An 18,678-nucleotide genomic window follows, 5' to 3' on the forward strand; every position below is an offset into this window, starting at 1 on the left:
AGGAACAGACATAAGGCATGCATAAGTTAACAAACCATCTGCTCTGACACCCAGATCAACAAGGCATGACTTTGTCACAATAAAATATGATTCAGCCTCTTTACAGAAGCTCTGAACAAGTTTACGGTCTACCTTCTTTTTTCGATTCTCCCTGGCACTCGGCCCCGTCATGGGTGATGGTCGCCGGGCGCCCGGCGGGCGCCCGGCGACCATCACATCAGAGGTCAGTGACCGTGGCCGTTGCCATTGCCGTGACCGTTGTTGTCAGGCTGGTAGGACCCCTGGGTCTGCGGGTTCAGGTCCTTGAACTTGACCTTGTCGGCCTTGTCCGTGAGCCTGTCATCGATCTTCAGAACGTCAAGACCAAGGTTGAAGTCGCTGCCGTAGATGTGGCCGTTGTAGTAGTACGCGGACCAGAAGCCGCCGCTGAGCCTGTGGGCACTGTCGGGGCCGCGCTCGAAGAAGGCGATCTCCTTGGCATTGGCCGAGTCGGTGAAGTCCACGACCGAAATGCCACCCTGGTACCAGGCCTGGACCATGATGTCCTTGCCCTTGACCGGGATCAGCGAGCCGTTGTGCGCGACACAGTTCTCGGTGTTGTCCTGGTGGCGGGGAATCTTGAAGTAACCCTTGAAGGCGAACTGGCCGTCCTGGATGTCGTAGTAGGCGTTGGCGCCGCGGTTCGGGCCGATCGCCTCGTTGCAGGTGGCCGCGCTGCCGCCGCCGAGCTCGTCGGTGAAGACGACCTTGGTGCCCTCGTTGTTGAAGGTCGCCGAGTGCCAGAACGCGAAGTTCTCGTCGTCACGGACCGTGGCGGTGACCTTCGGGTCGACCGGGTTGGAGATGTCCATCAGGATGCCCTCGCCCATGCAGGCGCCGGCCGCGATGTTCTTCTCCGGGTAGGCGGTGATGTCGTGGCAGCCGCTCGTCGCCGAGGTGCGGTAGGGGTACGGCAGGCTCTCGCCGGGGTTACCGCCGTCCGGGAACAGCACCGGCGTGGCGGCGACCGAGGCGGACGCCGGGTCCTTCACCGGCACCTTGATGATCGAGATCTTGTCGTGCGGCGGCTGGCAGTCGGGGAACGACGCGCTCGGGCTGTAGGAGGAGACGTAGACGTAGACGTTCTTCTTGTCCCTGCCCTTGCCGGGAACCACCGTCAGGGTGTGCGAACCACAGTTGGTCTCGACCGCCTTGACGTACTTGGGGTTCTCCTTGTCGCTGACGTCGAAGATCCGGACGCCCTCCCACGAGTCCTTGTTCGCGGCGCTCTGGCCGACGCTGCTGCAGGAGTCGTTGTTGCGCGAGGAGTCGACCGCGGCGAAGAGCAGGTCGCCGTAGACCGACAGGTCCATCTGGCCGCCGGGGCAGACCACCGAGCTGACCACCGAGGTCTTGTTCGGCTCCTTGATGTCGTAGATCGAGAAGCCGCTGTAGTTGCCGACGAAGGCGTAGTCACCCTGGAACGCCATGTCGGTGTTGATGTCCGTCAGGGTGGCGGGCTTGGGCACGTTGAGGACGTGCTCGATGTTCGCGCTCTTGGCGATCTCGCCGGGCGCTGGGATGTCGGCGGCCTGCGCGGGTACCGCGGCCAGCACCGTGGCGACGGCGACTCCGGCCACGAACAGGAAACGGCCGGTCAGGCCCTTCCCAGAGGGGGTGGACACTCGTGAACCTCCTAGCTACATGCACTGATAAAGCGTGCATAAATACCTAAATCGTTCATCCTGCACGGTCAGTCGGCAAGCCGTCACAGTGTCAGCAACTGTTTTCGACATGCGGCCTTTACGGACCGCCCCAAGAGGGGTTACGGTCTTGCGGCACTGGACAGAGAGTCCGAAATGCCGCGTATCTTCGGTGCCGAGCCCCCTCTCGTCACACCGGCCCGACCCGTTAGGGTTGGGGTGTTCCGCGGCGGCCACGTTGGACATGGCGTTCCAATGCCGTGTCCGTGCGGGGCGGCTTCGGGCGCGCCGACCTGCGGACCGACAGATCCGACCGACAGCTCAGAAGCGGAGATCCCCGGCTTTCCGCCCGCGGAAGGACGTCAATGGACATTCACCAAGGAGGCCGGGTGCGCGCCGCGCTCATCGCCGTGATCGCCGCACTGTCTCTCAGCGCGTGCACCTCGGAGCCGGAGCCATCCGCGCCCCCCCAGGCCTCGGCGCCGGTGATCGTCCCAGGCAGGCCGGGTGAGGTCGCCAGGACCGTCGGCCCGAGCGAGGCCGCCACGCTCGTACCCCTGCCCACCGCCAACGCGGCCGACGTGAAGTACGTCCAGGACATGATCGTTCACCACCGTCAGGCCCTCGACATGTCCTCCCTGGCCCCGACCCGGTCCGAGCACACCAAACTGAAGGGCCTGGCCTCTCGCATCAAGGACGCGCAGGGTCCGGAGATCCAGTTCATGACCACCTGGCTCCAGCAGCAGGGCCAGCGGGTTCCCGAACACCATGCCGGGCACGGCGACATGCCCGGCATGGCCACACCGGAGCAGATGGAGGCGCTCAAGGCCGCCTCGGGCAAGGATTTCGACCGGCTCTTCCTCCAGCTCATGACCGCGCACCACCAGGGCGCCATCACGATGTCCGAGCAGGTCCTGACCTCCGGCTCACACGTACGGATCGAGGAGCTGGCCAACGACGTCTCGGTCACCCAGAGTGCCGAGATCCGCAGAATGCGGGAGATGCAGGCCGAGCTCTGACCCGCTCCCCTTCGTCAACGGCTCCGTCGGCCGACGCGTGGGCGAGGAGGGGACAGAGTCATGAATCCCCGGTGCGACCGGCCCGGCCCGTTCGGGGCGACGCGTGGAGCGCGGGCCGAGAGTCGGGCGTGACTACGAGCCGAGCCGCCACGAGTGGAGATACTCCCCCTGCTCGGAAGTGAGCTCGTCCGTCTCGATCCCGGCCGCGGCCAGCTTGAGCCGGGCCACCTCCACGTCGATCTCCCCCGGCACGTCGTAGACCCCGGGCTCCAGCCGTAGCCGCTCACGGGCCAGCCAGGCCACCGAGAGCGCCTGCGCGGAGAAGGACATGTCCATGACCGCGGCGGGATGCCCCTCGGCGGCCGTCAGGTTCACCAGGCGGCCCTCGGCGAGCAGCAGGATCCTGCGGCCGTCCGCGAGAACGTACTCGTCGGTGTTGGGGCGTACCCCCCGGTGGATCTCCTGCGCCAGGCCGTCCAGGGCTCGGACGTCGATCTCGACGTCGAAGTGTCCGGCATTGGCGAGGATCGCGCCGTCCTTCATCTCCACCAGGTGTTCGCCCCTGATCACGTCACGGTTGCCGGTGACCGTGACGAACACGTCTCCGGCCCGAGCGGCCGCCGCCATCGACCGTACGTCGTAGCCCTGCAGCAGGGCGTCCAGCGCCTTGACCGGGTCGATCTCGGTCACCACCACCCGCGCGCCCAGGCCCCTGGCCCGCTCGGCGACACCCCGGCCGCAGTAGCCGAAGCCGGCGACCACCACGGTCTTACCCGCGAGCAGCGTGTTCGTCGCGCGCATGATGCCGTCCATGGTCGACTGGCCGGTGCCGTAGCGGTTGTCGAACATCCGCTTCGTCCGCGTGTCGTTGACCGCCACCACGGGGAACCTCAGTGCCCCCTCGGCGGCCATCTGGCGGAGCCGGATGACGCCGGTGGTGGTCTCCTCGCACCCCCCGGACACCGTCCGCAGCAGCTCGGTCCGCTCGGTGTGCAGGATGTTGACCAGATCGCAGCCGTCGTCCAGGACGATGTCGGGGGCGATGTCGAGCGCCTGGTGGATGTGCTGGTAGTAGACGTCCCTGGTGACCCCCGCCCGCGCGTGCACGACGACGCCGTAGTCACGGAGCGCCTCGGCGACGTCGTCCTGGGTGGACAGGGGGTTCGACGCGGCCAGGGCGATCTCAGCCCCACCCGCCCTGAGCGTGCCCATGAGCACGGCGGTCTCGGCGGTGACGTGCAGGCACGCGGCGATCCGCAGCCCTTCCAGCGGGCGCTCGGCGGCGAACCGCTCACCGAGGGCGGTGAGCACCGGCATCGCCCGCGCCGCCCACCCGATCCTCCGCTCACCCGCGGCCACCAGAGCGCTGTCCACGTCTCTCCCCAGATCGCCCGCCAGATTGCCCGAAGGCCCCCGCGACACCGCGGGGGCCCGATGAGACTCAACCGCAGATATCAGTAACGGTAGTGCTCGGGCTTGTAGGGACCCTCGACGTCCACGCCGATGTACTCGGCCTGCGCCTTGGTGAGCTTGGTGAGCTTCACCCCCAGGGCGTCGAGGTGAAGGCGGGCGACCTTCTCGTCCAGGTGCTTGGGCAGCACGTAGACGCCGATCGGGTACTCGTCGGTCTTGGTGAACAGCTCGATCTGCGCGATCACCTGGTTGGTGAAGGAGTTGGACATGACGAACGAGGGGTGACCGGTGGCGCAGCCCAGGTTCATCAGGCGGCCCTCGGCGAGCACGATGATCTGCTTGCCGTCGGGGAAGCGCCAGGTGTGGACCTGCGGCTTGACCTCGGTCTTCTCGATACCGGGAATCCTGGCCAAACCGGCCATGTCGATCTCGTTGTCGAAGTGACCGATGTTGGACACGATCGCGTTGTGCTTCATCTGGGCCATGTGGTCGGCCGTGATGATGTTGAAGTTGCCGGTCGTGGTGACGAAGATGTCGGCGATGCCGACGACCTCGTCCAGCGTGGTGACCTGGAAGCCATCCATGGCGGCCTGAAGCGCGCAGATCGGGTCGATCTCGGTGATGATGACCCGGGCCCCCTGGCCCTTGAGCGCCTCGGCGCAGCCCTTGCCGACGTCGCCGTAGCCGGCGATGACCGCCACCTTGCCGCCGATCAGCACGTCGGTGGCGCGGTTGAGGCCGTCGAGCACCGAGTGGCGGCAGCCGTACTTGTTGTCGAACTTGGACTTGGTCACCGAGTCGTTGACGTTGATCGCCGGGAAGAGCAGCGTGCCGGCCTTGAACATCTCGTACAGGCGGTGCACACCGGTGGTGGTCTCCTCGGTGACGCCCTTGATGCGCGAGGCGATCTGGGTCCAGCGGCCCTCGTCGGTGACCGTGCGGCGGAGCAGGTCGAGGATGATGCCCCACTCCTCCGGGTCGTCCTCTCCGGTGCTGGGCACGGCGCCGGCCTTCTCGTACTCGGCACCCTTGTGGACGAGCAGGGTGGCGTCGCCACCGTCGTCGAGGATCATGTTGGGGCCGTCACCGCCGGGCCATGCCAGGGCCTGCTCGGTGCACCACCAGTACTCCTCCAGCGTCTCGCCCTTCCAGGCGAAGACCGGGACGCCCTTGGGGTCCTCGGGGGTGCCTTCGGGGCCGACGACCACGGCGGCGGCGGCGTGGTCCTGGGTGGAGAAGATGTTGCAGCTCACCCAGCGAACCTCCGCGCCGAGCGCGACCAGGGTCTCGATGAGCACGGCGGTCTGGATGGTCATGTGCAGCGAGCCCATGATCTTCGCCCCGGCCAGCGGCTGGGCCTTGGCGTACTCCTCGCGAACGGCCATCAGACCCGGCATCTCGTGCTCGGCGAGCTGGATCTCCCTGCGCCCGAAGGCCGCAAGGGAAAGGTCGGCGACCTTGAAGTCCATGTGTGGTTACCCCTCTGGTTGATGGGCGGCGTCTGCCTCACACCCTCGCCGATCGCGCTCGTCTCGCGATCACGCTTCGCTCTCGGGCCGGGCTTACCACTCCATCGGAAAAGTCGACGGTTGCGAGTTTAGGCGTCCCGGGAGCCTCCGCGCACCTTCTGAGCGGGTAACCTGACACAAGAATGTAAGCTTTCCCGAAAATCCACGAGAGGGGGGCGGCGATGCGGATCACCGAGGCCGCCAGGAGGTTGGGCATGTCCCCCCGGATGCTCCGCTACCGCGAGGCACTCGGCCTGCTCCCGGAGATCAGGAACCAGGGCGCGCACCGGCGGTTCGGCCCCGAGGAACTCTCCGCCGTCGCCCAGAGCGTCGAGTTGGAGAAACGGTTCGACATCTCCCCCGCCGAACTGGCCTTCGCGCTGCGGACGCTGAGTGAGCCCGCGGTCGCCCAGGCGGTAAGGGACCTGGGGCTGCGGATCGGCCGTCTCCAGGCCCCCCGCAGAGCCCTCGACTTCGAGAAGGAGAAGGCGCTGCGACTGCTCCAGCGCCCCCAGGCGTCTCGTCCGGGTTCAGACTGAGCCGTTGACCCTGGCTCTGTCCAGGTCGGGCTCCAGGTAGATGACCCGGGCCGCGGGGACGGCCGCGCGGACGCGCCGCTCGGCCTCGTCGATGCCCCGGGCCACCTCGGCGGCCGTGTCGTCGTGATCCACCGCGATCTTGGCGGCGACCAGGATCTCCTCCGGGCCCAGGTGGAGCGTGCGCATGTGGATGACCCGGGTCACCTCGGGTGCGCTCTCCAGGGCCTGCACGATGCTCACCTCGACCTCGGGACCCGCGCCCTCGCCGATCAGCAGCGACTTGGTCTCGATCGCCAGGATGATCGCGATGACCGCGAGCAGGACACCGATCATGATGGTGCCGATGCCGTCCCAGACCGGGTCGCCGGTCACCACGGCCATCGTCACGCCGAAGAGCGCGAAGAGCAGGCCGAGCAGCGCGCCCAGGTCCTCAAGCACGATGACCGGCAGTTCGGGCGCCTTGGCGCGGCGGATGAACTGCACCCACGACTGGTCTCCCCGAACCGTGTTGGACTCGGCGATCGCCGTTTTGAACGAGAACGCCTCGGCGATGATCGCGAAGATCAGCACAGCGAAGGCCCATATCGGGGAGGTGAGCTCCTCCGGAGCGGAGATCTTGTGCCAGCCCTCGTAGAGCGAGAACACCGCGCCGATGGTGAACAGCACGACCGCCACCACGAAGGCGTAGAAGTAGCGCTCCCTGCCGTATCCGAAGGGATGCTGGGGCGTGCGCACACGCTGCGCGCGCTTGCCGCCGAGCAGCAGCAGCGCCTGGTTGCCCGAGTCGGCCACCGAGTGGACCGACTCGGCGAGCATCGATGACGAACCCGTGAAGAGGAACGCCACGAATTTGGCCACCGCGATCGAAAGATTGGCGGCCAACGCCGCGATGATTGCCTTGGTACCGCCGCCCGCGCTCACGGCAGCCTCCGCTCAGCTCATTTGCTCTGGTAAAGATGAGACAGGATCCTATTGTGAAATCCTCGACCTGACTTCTGTGATCGCCGACACAGTGGCCGGATCGATCCCGTACCCGAGAGCGAGGTATGTACTCGCGAAGTCTCCGAGGGCGATCAGCGTGGCGAGCCGCTCCAGCGGGTGCTCCCCCTCGGCGGCGATCTGCGTGACCGGAACGCCACGATCCTCCGCCAGCCGTACCGACGCCTCCCGATGCCGTACGACCCGGGGGTGCTCCTCCACGTCGCGCAGCACGAACAGCCGGAGCGACCTGCCGCTCTCGTCGGCGAAGATGTCGCGGTGGGCGAGCGGACCGTCGAGGGCGGCCACCTGGTTGTGGTCAACCTCGGGGAGCTCTCCCCACATCGCCGGATATCTACCGTTCGTGTTGAGCTGACAGGCCCACCAGTGGGCCGCGACGGCCGCCAACGGGGAGGATCCCCAGATCATCGGCACGGTCTCGGCGATCTCCATGGCGAGCGACTTGCCGGGATTGATGAACGACTCGCTCGTCGGACGGCAGCGGTGCGCGAGGTCCTCAAGGCGCTTGGCCACCCCCTCGAACACCTGCTCGCCCGCCTCGACCAGACCGAGCGCGGCGGCGGCGACGACCAGCGGGACCGTCGGCGCCCACAGCGAGGCACCCGGCCGGCCACCGTCCGTGACGGGCACGAACGGCGCTCCCGCCTGCCTGGCGATCGCGTGGAGCGGAGATTCGGGGGCGCCGACGGCGAGCAGGCGGCAACCGCGGCGAACCGCCTCGGCGGCCACCGTGAGCGTTTCCTCGGCTCTGCCGGAGCGCGACACCGCGATCACCAGATCTGTCGCGCCGATCCAGCCGGGCAGCCGGTAGGACCTGACCGTCACGATCGGCAGCGGGGCACCGGGGCCGCACACCACGTCGAGGACTTCACCGGCGATGCCGGAACCGCCCACACCGGCGACCACGATCGCCCGGGGCCGGCCGTCCTCGGCGATCGAGGACAGGCCCGACTCCATGGCGACCCGGTAGGAGGTGCGGACCTGTGCGGCCGAGTCGGCCACCGCCCGCAGCATGCCCGACGGGTCACCGTCGGCCGGCTGTTTTCCGTCGTCGAGCCGATCGGGCTCCCAGTTCACGACTTCCGGGCCTCGTCGACCAGCAGGACCGGGATGTCGTCCCGGACCGGGTAGACCAGGCCGCAGGAGGCGGAGGTGCAGGACAGCTCGTCCACCTCGGGCTCGGCTCGCAGCGGGGACTTGCAGTTGGGGCAGGCCAGGATCTCCAGCAACCAGTCGTCGATCTTCACTCGTTCAGCTCCTCACGACAGCAAGGACCTCGTCCCTGATCGCTGCCATCTGAATCTCGTCTGCCGCCTCGGCGTTCAGCCTGAGCAACGGCTCTGTATTGGACGGACGGAGGTTGAACCACCATCCCGGGCCGGAGACGGTCAGGCCGTCCAGCTCGTCGAAGGTGACGTCGTCACGGGTGGCGAACCTCTCGCGAACCCGCTCCGTCGCCGCGGCCTGGTCGGCGACCGTACTGTTGATCTCTTCGGAGGCCGTGTAGCGGGTGTATCCGGCCAGGATCTCCGAGAGTGGTTTCTCCTGCTCGCCCAGCGCGGCCAGCACGTGCAGCGCGGCCAGCATGCCGGAGTCGGCGAACCAGAAGTCCCTGAAGTAGTAGTGGGCGGAGTGCTCGCCGCCGAAGACCGCGCCGGTCTCGGCCATCTCGGCCTTGATGAACGAATGACCCACGCGGGTGCGGACCGGCCGGCCGCCGAGTTCGGTGACGATCTCCGGAACGCCCCTGGAGGTGATCAGGTTGTGAATGATCGCGGCACCGGGGTGCTTGGCCAGCTCACGGGCGGCGACCAGCGCGGTGATCGTGGACGGCGAGACCGATTCGCCACGCTCGTCGACCACCCAGCAACGGTCGGCGTCGCCGTCGAAGGCCAGTCCGATGTCGGCGCCCACATCGAGCACCGCCTTCTGCAGGTCGCGCAGGTTGTCCGGCTCGATAGGGTTGGCCTCGTGGTTGGGGAAGGTGCCGTCGAGCTCGAAGTAGAGGGCGGTCAGCTCGATGGGCAGCCCCTCGAAGACCGTCGGGACCGTGTGCCCACCCATCCCGTTCCCCGCGTCGACCACGACCCGCAGCGGCCGGATGCCGGAAAGGTCGACCAGGCCGCGCAGGTGGTCGGCGTAGCCACGCAGCAGGTCGCGCTCGAAGACCGTCCCGCCCCCCTGTCCGCCGAGGCCGCCCGACGCCAGGATCGCGGCGGCCCGGTCACGGATCTCGACGAGCCCGGTCTCCCCGCCGATCGGCACGGCACCGGCCCTGCACATCTTCATGCCGTTGTAGCGGGCCGGGTTGTGGCTGGCCGTGAACATCACCCCGGGCAGGCCGAGGCTGCCACTCGCGTAGTAGAGCAGGTCCGTGGAGCCCAGCCCGGCGTGGATCACGTCGGCCCCCCGCGAGACGGCCCCCCTGGTGAAGGCCGCCGCCAGCGGCACCGACGACTCGCGCATGTCGTGTGCCACCACGGCGGTCTCGGCCCCGGTCACTTCCACGAAGGCCGCGCCGACCGCCTCGGCGGTCTCCTCGTCGAGCTCGTCCGGCACGACGCCACGAACGTCGTACGCTTTGAAGATCTTGACAAGGTCGCCCACTCCAGCTCCACCCTCTGCGTCGTGTCCGCTGCCGTTGCCTTCCAGTTAACGCTGGTCAGCGCATTGTCGGGCAGTCCGCGCCTTACGACGCGAACGTTCTCCCTCGTGGGAGTTCTCGCTTCACCGTCGACCGCCTGACCTTGCGGCCCGGTCTTACACCGACTCCACGAGCGTTTACAGTCTCCCCGCAACTCTGGGCGACCTGACCGTGAGCACGATCAACGCTTCAGGAGACCAAAACCCTCGCCGGCCAAGGCGAAGCCACGGTTAACCGACCGCACCACTCTCCCAAGCATGTCAAAGCATAACGGCGCGCGCTCATATCCGAGCGGCGCCTACTCCCCAGCCTAGTAGGGTCAGCGGTCGCGCTGGGGCTGAGCGGAGCGGAGCACCCGCAGATGACCCCGGCGCCCGACCTCGACGCCCTGGCCGACCGGCTCGGTGCCGCCGCTGGGGGCGGGTCTCGCGGCCTCGCGGACCGCGTTGGCGAGGGCCTCCAGATCGTCCGTACTCGGTGTGGCGCCATCGGTCGGCAGGCGGACCACCTCCCAGCCGCGGGGGGCGGTGAGCCGCTCGGCGTGCTCGGCACACAGGTCGTAACAGTGCGGCTCGGCGTACGTCGCCAAGGGCCCGAGAACAGCGGTCGAATCGGCGTAGACGTACGTGAGCGTGAAAACGGCAGGCTGACTGCACGCGGTGCGGGAACAGCGGCGGACGGGGCTCACGGTGGGACCGTATCCGGTAAGCGTCCGGGGCGCCACTATCTGAGCGCTCTTAACGAGCGTGTCGCCACAATTCGGACACGTGTCCCGGCTTCCACCCGCCTGTATGGCTTACGCCCCTCCTCCGAGCTCCCGCCACCCGGCCGCTCAGGCCCCACACTCGACACCCGGCACTCCCGCCTCAGGCACTCGATACGCCACCTTCCGTCACCGGCACTCCCGCCCCGCTCGGGTCACGTCTAAGCTGGGGCCGTGAGCCCGGCACCCGGCAGACCTCGTTCTCCCCGCAGGCGCGACAGGCACGGCCGCGGCCTGCGCGGTCCGCTCGCGCCCTCGCACGTGCCGATCGCCAAGTCCCGCAGCGAGCGGTTCGACGATCTCGTCCTGGACGCCGTCGACCGGCTCAAGCCCCGGTGGGCCAAGCAGCTGGCGGCCGTGGAGTTCGCGGTCGAGGAGGTCCCGCCGATCAGCGAGCTGGGCGACGGCCCCGGGCTGCTGACCGGCGAGCCGATCCCGTTCGGACGGGCCAAGCCCGCCGACGGGAACCAACCGGCCATTGTGATCATTTATCGTCGTCCCCTGGAGAGCCGGTCCCGCGATCGTGACCACCTCGGCGCGATGGTGCACGAGGCGGTGGTCGAGCAGGTCGCGGGCCTGCTCGGGCTCTCTCCGGAATCGATCGACCCCGGCTTCGACGACCACGACTGACCCGTCCGAGCCGCCGCTCAGGGCAGGACCGTCGCGGCGGACTCCGCGATCGGCGGTATCAGCGCCCACATCCGGGCCGCTGCCAGTGGCTGTACGGTCAGCGCCGGCCCGCCCTTCCGCCGCTCCTCCATGACGCGCCCGCCGTAGACCGGCCCCGAACCGGGCATCGGCTGCACGACCACCGCGAAGACCCCGTCCACCTTGGGCAGTTTGACCTGCTTGGTACGCGAGGCGGAGATGTCCACCTGGAACGGCTCGCCCGGCTCACCCTTGCGCGGAACCACCTGCACGCTCACCTTGCCCGCCATGTCCGGCGCGGTCAGCAGCAGCCGGGAGGTCACCTTGCCTCCCGTACGGTTGTCGGCGACGACGCTCCCCAGGTCGACGGGGTCCGCCCCGGCGGTGAAGGCCACGTCGACCTTCGCCCCGGTGCCGGTGGCGACGAGCCCCGCGACGATCGGGGTCTCCGAGGTGAGCACCAGCGCGGACGGCTGGCCGCCGATCCCGGTGGACAGGTCGAGGGTGGCGACGGAACCGGCGGGCACCTCGACGAGCTCGCGGCCCTTGAGCGCGTACGTCCCGTCGGGGGTGAGCGCCCTGACCTCCACCAGCGTGTCGACCTCGGCGTCGGAGGCGACGAGCAGTTCGCGTTTCCCGCCACCGCCGGGGATGCCCGGCACGACGACGCGGGTGGCGGGCTCCGCAGAGGCGGGCAGCCAGTCGACGCCGCGCCCGCCGTTCATGATCGCCCTGGCGGCGGCGGTGACCCGCCCGGAGCTGGTGCGCACCTGGATCGCCAGGACGAGCGCCGAGGGCGCGAGATCCCGGACCTTGATCGAACGGTTCTCACCGGGTTTCAGGGTGAGCACACCACCGCTGTCGGCGACCACGGGCCCCTCGCCCGAATAGACCATGATCTCCGCGATGGCCGGGGCGAGGTCGGCGTTGGTCAGGTAGAGCGTGACCTCGGCCGCAGCCGGCCCCGGGCCGACCAGCCAGGTGCTCGCCACCGGCTCGGTGCAGCGCACCCCGGCCAGTCCCCGCTGCCTGCCCGACTTCTCCTTGCGGGTCTGCGCCACCTCAAGGCCCGCCGCCATGCTCCCGGTGGCCGTGATGACAAGGGGCGGTGACGAGGCGGGGATCTTCTCGTGCCAGAGACGGCCGGGGGTGTCGAGGGTGGCGAGGGTCCTGTCGCCGGTGACGAGTGCCGCGGTCCCCTGCGCCCGGCTGCCCGGTGGAGCCACCACGCCGACGGAGGTGTCGCCGGGCGATGGGCAGACCGTCGTCACCGAGGCGACGGGAACCTTCTGCATCTGTGGCGCGGGGGTGGCGACCGCCTGCGGCTGGGTCGCGGAGGCCACCCCGTACAGGGCGAGCAGGGCCACCAGGACCAGCACCAGCAGGCTGAACCGGTTCTCGATCAGGGATTTCACCGGGGGGCCAGCTCTCTCCGGGACTTGGGCAGGTCCTGTGGGGCGGTGGGCTGGTCGGACTCGGTACCCGAGCCGGGCGCGGCCAGCACCAGGACGACCAGCACCAGCGCGGCCTGTACCCACGGCCAGCGGCTGTGCCAGGGGTCGCCGGGCGGGGTGACGGGAACGGCGATCGGCTGGGTCAGCCGCCACACGCCGACCGAGCGGGACAGGCTCATCCTCGCCAGCGAGGGCTGCGAGTCGAGGGCGGCGCTGATCGCCGCGTCGACGGGCGCGGTCATCACGACGAACCGGACACCGTGCGCCGCCAGCACCCGGGCGTCGTCGCCGCCCCTGCCGGACACCAACCCGGCCGTGGCGACGCGGACCCGCTCCCTGGGCCCCTCGGGCACGGGGATGTCGGCCTCGCCGATCACCGGGGTACGCCCGCGCAGCACCGTGAAGAGCAGACCGTTCGGCGAGGTGCGCAGCAGCAGGGTCCGCTCGCCACCGGCGGAGTTGACCGCCGCGAGGGCGGGCATGACGTCGCGTACGGTTCCGCGGATCGGGCCGTTCACACCCTCGGTGATCCACATGCCCGCGGCGAGCAGTGGCGTGGAGAACGCGACCAGCACGACCCCGAGCGCGGCGAGCCTGCGCAGCCCGCCGGCCGCCCGGAACTCCACGACCCGGTCGGCGGTGAGCGCGGCCACCACGAGCATGCCGGTGGCCGCGAAGGCCAGTGGCACACCAGGCCACGCGGGCGCCTCGACATCACCGTTGATCGAGGTGACGGGGGTCCTGCTGACCAGGATGGCCACCAGCACGCCGAAGAGGGCGACGCCCCAGCCGACCGCGATGACCATCCGGTTGCGGCGCATCAGCAGCGCGAGCAGGCAGGCGGCGATGAGACCGCCGGTCACCCAGAGCGGCGGCATGCCGGGCCCGCCTGGGCTGAGCATCAGCAACGACTGCGCGGGCAGTCCCGGGTCGACCAGCGCGGGCTGGTGCAGCCCGGCCTCCAGTAGCAGCCGCTTGGGATCCGCGACCAACTGGGCCAGCCAGGGGAACAGCAGGACCACGGGCACGGCGAACGCCACGAGCATCGAGACGGCGACGCCCCGGCGTGGGAAGGCCAGCGCCGCCAGCGCGCCGAGGATCGCGGTCAGCGGGTAGACCAGCGGGGCGAAGGCGGTACCGACGGCCAGCAGGAGCCCCAGGCCCCAGGCGGCACGGCGGGCTCGGCGCCGCTCCCCGGCGAGCACCGTGGTGGCGAGCGCCGCGTAGACGGGAAGCAGCACGAAGACCACCGCGGTGCCGAGCCGGCCCGCGGCGACCGCGCCGGTGGCCACCGGCAGGAGGGCATAGGAGGAGGCCAGCCAGACCCTCCTCCAGCGGCCCGGGATCATCGACCGGGTGGCCGCGTACGCGGAGATCCCCGCCAGCGGTACGCAACCGAGCAGCAGCAGCGAGACCGCGAGCCACGTCTTGCCGAACAGCACCGTGGAGAGCACGGCCAGCACCGCCACGTACGGTGGAGCCCACGCGTCGGTGCCCAGACCCGTCTGGTGGTAACTCTCACGGTAGAGATCCCACAGGTCGGAGGCCCCGCCGATCACCGGGACGAGCGCGCCGCCGCCCAGCCTGGCGCCGCCGGTCAGGGCACGCTCGGCGATCAGCGTGACCAGGGCGAGCGCCAGGAAGAGCAGGACACCCGGGTTGCCGAAGACACGCTGTATCACGCCGGCGTCGGTGAGCAGTTCCTCGCCGTCCTCCTGCTGCGGGTGTGGCGAGGCGGCCACCGCTTGGTGGCGCCCCTCGGACTCCACGAACCCGCCCCCGGCCAGGTAGTTCTGGACCCGGTCGACAAGCCGCCGGTAGCCGGCGCCGGGCGGGGTGAGCAACCGGCTGATCGCCGCGTACGCCTGCCTGCGCCCCTTGGCCCGCACCCGCCGAGCCCTGATCATCCGAATGGGATGGCCGAACACCGAGCCGAACGCGAGGAACTCGTCCAGCGCGTTGGCGGGCTGCTTGGCCACCAGGAACAGCACCGTACGGAAGATGGAGCCGAACGCGTTGCGTACCAGCGCCCACAGCAGCGGCCTCAACGGCAGATTCGCCATGACCACGAAGAGGGCGTTACGCCGGTCCAGGCGGCGGGGGTGGTCACCGCTGGCGGTGATCCGGCGACGCCGCCTGGTGGCGGCCTCGGCGTGCCAGGCGACCGCCCGGGTGACGTTCTGCACGCGGTATCCGACGGCCCTGACCCGCCAGCACAGGTCGAGGTCGTCACGGAAGAGCGGCAGAGCCGGGTCGAGACCGCCGACCTCGTCCCAGACATCCCTGCGGATCAGCATGCCCGCGGTCGAGACCGAGAGCACGTCCCTGATCCCGTCGTACTGCCCCTGGTCGAACTCACGGGCCTCCAGCCCGGTGTTCCTGCGGCCGGTGCGGTCGACGGTGACGCCGACCTCCAGCAGGATCCGCCGGTCCAGCCAGTCCCGGAGCTTGGGACCGAGCACCGCCGCCCGGGGGTCCGCCTCAGCGGCCTCCAGCAGGATCCGCAGGGCATTGACGTCCGGCGCGCAGTCGTCGTGCAGCAGCCAGATCCACTCCTGCCCCCCGCCGGGGCCGAGCTTGTCGAGCACCTCGGCGACGGCCTCGCCGAAGCCGGTCGAGCGCGGCAGGGTGAGCACGGCTCTGGAGCCGAGGGCTCCGGTCAGCAGCGCGGCGCTGCCGTCCCTGCTGCCGTTGTCGACCCCGACGACCCGGTCCACGGGACGGGTCTGCCGGAGCAGGGCTTCCAGGGTCTCCCCCAGCCAGCGGGAGCCGTCGTGGGAGACGACGATCGCGGTGACCGTGTGGGGGCGATGGGGGCGCTGGGAGTCGGTGATGGACATACGTCCCGTGTTCAGGAGGTGTTGATGATCGGCGCGACAACGATACGGCACCCTATGTCTGACTATGTCTTACATCTGGTCGCGCGTATGAAAAAAGGGCCACATGACCGACGGTCACGTGGCCCCATGGACATATTCGTCAAGCGCCCCGAGGGGCGTCACATACTTCTTCGGTGTTTCCTCAGTGGTTGGATTTCCAGACCGTCCGGACCTCGGCGTGCTCAAGCCTTCCAGCCGTCCGTTTCCCGGACGGCTCAGACCGCCTCACGCTTGATCCGCCGTCGCTCCCGCTCCGACAGTCCACCCCAGATTCCAAACCGCTCGTCGTGTTCCAGCGCGTACTCAAGACACTCGGCACGCACCTCGCAGGAGCGGCAAACCTTCTTGGCCTCGCGGGTGGAGCCTCCCTTCTCCGGGAAGAACGCCTCCGGGTCGGTCTGCGCGCACAAGGCGCGCTCCTGCCAGCCAAGCTGCTCTTCAGCGATGCTCTCCTGTGCGATGACCAGGTCGGCCACTGCACACCTCCCTGCCGCACGCCCGCAAATGGAGCCCCCCTATGAACGCCTCCCCCTTACCCACCCAGAGAAAGGCGTAACAACACGTGTGTAATTACACGCGCGTGCCCGGTGTGGCGTCAAGCGGCATGCTGGTATCCGGGGAAAGACCTGCTCTCCCCGGTTGTGGGTCGTGTGCCTGCCACGACGGCAATTGCACCAGGTGATCGCCGCGATCGCCAGGGGCTCAGTGCTCTCGGCGGTCGGAACCGTACCAGGACATGTTCTGATCCTGACCGGGGCCCACCCTCTCTCTATCCGGGCTTTCCTAATCCATGCCCTGACCTGGGCGTTGTTCGGGCTTGTAGATCGCGGTGGGGTCTATCGGCTGCGAGTCCCATGTCCTGGCGGCGGGCGAGGGGTCGCTCAGCGGGTCTCCGGAGTAGGCGCTCGGGTCGAACCTGATCGTCGCCTCCGAGCGCGGGTCCCACTGGGGACCGCCGCCCTGCGGCTGGTACGGAGCCTGCGGGGCCGGGAGGCCCTGAGGGGCCTGGGATGCCTGCTGCGGATGCCCGAACGGGCCGTCGTAGCCGGGGGAGCCGTACTCGGGAACGCGAAGCTGCGGCTCGGTGCCCTGGGCCTGCTGCTGGTAACTCTCCGCCTGCTGGTACGCCTGGGCCATCTGCTGTGACCTGAGGTCCACCGGATCGGGCGCGGAGTACTGCGGGCCCGGCTCGGCCGGCCGGGCGAACTCCGCACTCGGGTAACCGCTGAACGGCTGGCCGTAGTTCTCCGGAGGCTGCGGGAAGGACTGCGCCTGGCCGTCGAACGCCGGGCCCTGGCGGCCGTCGACCGGCGGGTAGGGCGCGGGGGCCTGCTGCTCGGACTGGTGGCCGTAGCCGGACGGCTGCGAGTCCTGCTGCCCGAAGCCCTGCGGCTCGGGCCGATGGTAGGCCGGCGGCTCAGAGTGCGGGTAACCCTGCGGCTCGGACTGCTGATAGGCCGGCGGCTCAGAGTGCGGGTAACCCTGCGGCTCGGACTGCTGGGCACCTGCGACTCCGGGCGCCGGCCGAACCCCTGCGGCTCGGACTGCCCGTACCCGGGAAGATCGGCCTGCCCGTAGTCCGGCTGCCGCTGCTCCGCGCGCAGGCCGTACGCCGAGGGGTCGGCCTGCTGGCCGAACCCCTGCGGCTCGGGCTGCCCGTACGCCGAAGAGTCGGGGAACTGCGGATAGCTCGGCAGACTCGGGCTGGAGTGCCGCCCGGAACTCACCGGCTGCGACTCCTGACCGTACGCCGACGAGTCCTGCTGCCGGCCGAACCCCTGCGGCTCGGGCTGCCCGTACGCCGAAGAGTCGGGGAACTGCGGGAAGCTCGGCAGCCGGGGTTCCGTCTGGGGCTGCTGATCCACCGGAGCGGCATAGATCGGCGGGTCATAGGCGGCGGCCGGCGGCTCGTACGGCTTGGCCGGTGCCGGGGGCTGGACATCGGCCGCCACGTACGGGCTCGGGGTGTAGCCCCCGGTCTGCGCGATGGGCTGGGAGACGGGTTGCGGCGGCTGCGGCGGCACGGACTGCGGGTAACCCTGCCCCTGCGGCTCCGACTGCTGGGGGGACTGCGCGTAGGTACCGGGCGGGGGAACGTGCGGCTGGTTCTCGGCTGGTGGCGTGTAGGGAGGCTGGGGCTGCCCGTCGCCCGCCTGTGGCGCGGACGGCGCGTAGGAGGCCGCCTGCTGCCCGTACCCTGCCGAGACGTGCGCGGGCGCGGGCGGAAGCGCGGGGAGGTTCTGCGAAGGCTGCGGAGCCTGGGCGGGCGGCGCCTCCTGCGGGTAACCGTGGCCTCCCTGCGGAGCCTGATCCTGCGGATGGTGGACACCCTGCTGCGCCATCTGGCCCTGGGGGTACCCGCCCGGTCCCTGCGGACGGTCCTGGAAGGGAACCGGTCCCTGCTGATGGTCCTGGAAGGGAACGGGGCCCTGCGCGGGAACGGGCTGGTGGGGGTGGTACCCCTGCTCCCGGGGGTGCTCGGCGGGGCGGCCGAAGCCGTCCTCGGCGCGTGAGTCGGCGGGGATCGCCTTCGGCAGCACGTAGAGCAGTGCGACCGTGATCAGCGCGAGGGCGGGCAGGTGGATGAGGAGAATTTCAATCTTCTCCTGGAGGTCCGTCGCCCCCCCGAACAGCGCGGCGAGCAGGCTGACCGCACCGAAGAGCACGGAGAGCACGAGGGTACCGGCCGCCACGAGGGCCATCGTCTTCAGCCGCTCGATCACCGGACCGAGGTGGGTGGCCAGCAGCACGGCGCCGACGAGCAGCGCGGCGGTGGTCGGTGAGGTGAGCTGACCCAGGTAGCCCGTCGCGCGCACGGCGAAGGACGATCCACCGAAAAGCAGGCGTTCGATGCCGACGAGAACGCTCGCGGACGCGACGGCTACCATGAGCCACGCCGCCGGTTCTCGGAGCCGGCCCGCCTCGACATTGATCACAACTACCCCCATAGGGTCTTTAGGTAAACCCGGGTCAGTTTTGCACATGGCTGACTTTGCTGTTGGTAGTCCCAGGAAGCCCACCAACCTCATAAGTGGTCTATTGCACCTTATATGTCCATAATTCGGGCATCGGGTCAGGCGATTCTGCCAGCACGGACAGCCCTGATAACGATCATGAAAAGACTGCGCCC

General features: G+C 69.3%; 15 protein-coding genes. 3 read left to right on the forward strand and 12 right to left on the reverse strand.

The features are described 5' to 3' along the window. Window positions 1-224: 224 nt before the first annotated feature. Window positions 225-1,664: an LVIVD repeat-containing protein gene (locus IG98_RS0107195; RefSeq protein ID WP_051751709.1), complete on the reverse strand. Its 1,440-nt coding sequence runs from the start codon at window positions 1,662-1,664 to the stop codon at window positions 225-227. A gap of 383 nt (window positions 1,665-2,047) precedes the next feature. On the opposite strand from IG98_RS0107195, the gene IG98_RS0107200 reads away from it, so the two are divergent. Next, complete coding sequence (locus tag IG98_RS0107200) at window positions 2,048-2,701, forward strand: DUF305 domain-containing protein (RefSeq protein ID WP_051751710.1); 654 nt, start codon at window positions 2,048-2,050, stop codon at window positions 2,699-2,701. 132 nt (window positions 2,702-2,833) lie between these two features. Here the strand turns inward: IG98_RS0107200 and IG98_RS0107205 are convergent, their stop codons facing one another. Next, the gene (locus IG98_RS0107205) at window positions 2,834-4,075 is read right to left on the reverse strand and encodes an adenosylhomocysteinase (protein WP_084195173.1); all 1,242 of its coding nucleotides are present in this window, start codon (window positions 4,073-4,075) and stop codon (window positions 2,834-2,836) included. An 80-nt stretch (window positions 4,076-4,155) separates the two neighbouring features. Beyond that, window positions 4,156-5,583, reverse strand: coding sequence for an adenosylhomocysteinase (ahcY, locus tag IG98_RS0107210; protein ID WP_030907351.1), 1,428 nt, complete (start codon window positions 5,581-5,583; stop codon window positions 4,156-4,158). A 221-nt stretch (window positions 5,584-5,804) separates the two neighbouring features. On the opposite strand from ahcY, the gene IG98_RS0107215 reads away from it, so the two are divergent. Then, window positions 5,805-6,161 (forward strand): MerR family DNA-binding transcriptional regulator, encoded by a 357-nt coding sequence (locus IG98_RS0107215; RefSeq protein ID WP_037969490.1) that lies wholly within the window; start codon window positions 5,805-5,807, stop codon window positions 6,159-6,161. Here IG98_RS0107215 and IG98_RS0107220 read toward each other — a convergent pair. From IG98_RS0107220 to IG98_RS0107240, 5 genes are all read right to left on the reverse strand, one after another. Beyond that, window positions 6,153-7,082 (reverse strand): cation diffusion facilitator family transporter, encoded by a 930-nt coding sequence (locus IG98_RS0107220; RefSeq protein WP_030907357.1) that lies wholly within the window; start codon window positions 7,080-7,082, stop codon window positions 6,153-6,155. The two genes, IG98_RS0107215 and IG98_RS0107220, sit on opposite strands and share 9 nt — an antisense overlap. A gap of 48 nt (window positions 7,083-7,130) precedes the next feature. Then, entirely contained in the window at window positions 7,131-8,237 is a 1,107-nt protein-coding gene (locus IG98_RS0107225) for an SIS domain-containing protein (protein ID WP_030907359.1), read from the reverse strand. After that, window positions 8,234-8,407 (reverse strand): Trm112 family protein, encoded by a 174-nt coding sequence (locus IG98_RS48405; RefSeq protein WP_012888128.1) that lies wholly within the window; start codon window positions 8,405-8,407, stop codon window positions 8,234-8,236. Before IG98_RS48405 ends, IG98_RS0107225 begins: the two co-directional genes overlap by 4 nt. Before the next feature lie 4 nt (window positions 8,408-8,411). Next, window positions 8,412-9,767 (reverse strand): phosphomannomutase/phosphoglucomutase, encoded by a 1,356-nt coding sequence (locus IG98_RS0107235; RefSeq protein ID WP_030907361.1) that lies wholly within the window; start codon window positions 9,765-9,767, stop codon window positions 8,412-8,414. A 356-nt stretch (window positions 9,768-10,123) separates the two neighbouring features. Further along, complete coding sequence (locus IG98_RS0107240) at window positions 10,124-10,492, reverse strand: DUF3499 domain-containing protein (RefSeq protein ID WP_030907363.1); 369 nt, start codon at window positions 10,490-10,492, stop codon at window positions 10,124-10,126. A 249-nt stretch (window positions 10,493-10,741) separates the two neighbouring features. Between IG98_RS0107240 and IG98_RS0107245 the strand changes: the two genes are divergently transcribed. After that, the gene (locus IG98_RS0107245; protein WP_030907365.1) at window positions 10,742-11,197 is read left to right on the forward strand and encodes a metallopeptidase family protein; all 456 of its coding nucleotides are present in this window, start codon (window positions 10,742-10,744) and stop codon (window positions 11,195-11,197) included. Between the two features lie 17 nt (window positions 11,198-11,214). On the opposite strand, the gene IG98_RS0107250 is transcribed toward IG98_RS0107245, so the two are convergent. The 4 genes from IG98_RS0107250 to IG98_RS50170 form a co-directional block, all read right to left on the reverse strand. Beyond that, a complete protein-coding gene (locus IG98_RS0107250; RefSeq protein WP_030907367.1) occupies window positions 11,215-12,630 on the reverse strand; it encodes a DUF5719 family protein in 1,416 nt (471 codons plus the stop codon). Beyond that, window positions 12,627-15,509, reverse strand: coding sequence for a glycosyltransferase family 2 protein (locus IG98_RS0107255; protein ID WP_030907369.1), 2,883 nt, complete (start codon window positions 15,507-15,509; stop codon window positions 12,627-12,629). The genes IG98_RS0107250 and IG98_RS0107255 overlap by 4 nt, the downstream gene beginning before the upstream one ends. A gap of 254 nt (window positions 15,510-15,763) precedes the next feature. Next, window positions 15,764-16,024: a WhiB family transcriptional regulator gene (locus tag IG98_RS0107260; RefSeq protein WP_037969494.1), complete on the reverse strand. Its 261-nt coding sequence runs from the start codon at window positions 16,022-16,024 to the stop codon at window positions 15,764-15,766. Window positions 16,025-16,429: 405 nt separating this feature from the next. Continuing rightward, on the reverse strand, window positions 16,430-18,496 hold the full coding sequence (locus tag IG98_RS50170) for a cation:proton antiporter (RefSeq protein ID WP_157594191.1): 2,067 nt from the start codon (window positions 18,494-18,496) through the stop codon (window positions 16,430-16,432). Window positions 18,497-18,678 lie beyond the last annotated feature (182 nt).

Origin of the sequence: Streptosporangium amethystogenes (assembly GCF_000721075.1) — a bacterium.
Lineage (GTDB): Bacteria > Actinomycetota > Actinomycetes > Streptosporangiales > Streptosporangiaceae > Streptosporangium > Streptosporangium amethystogenes.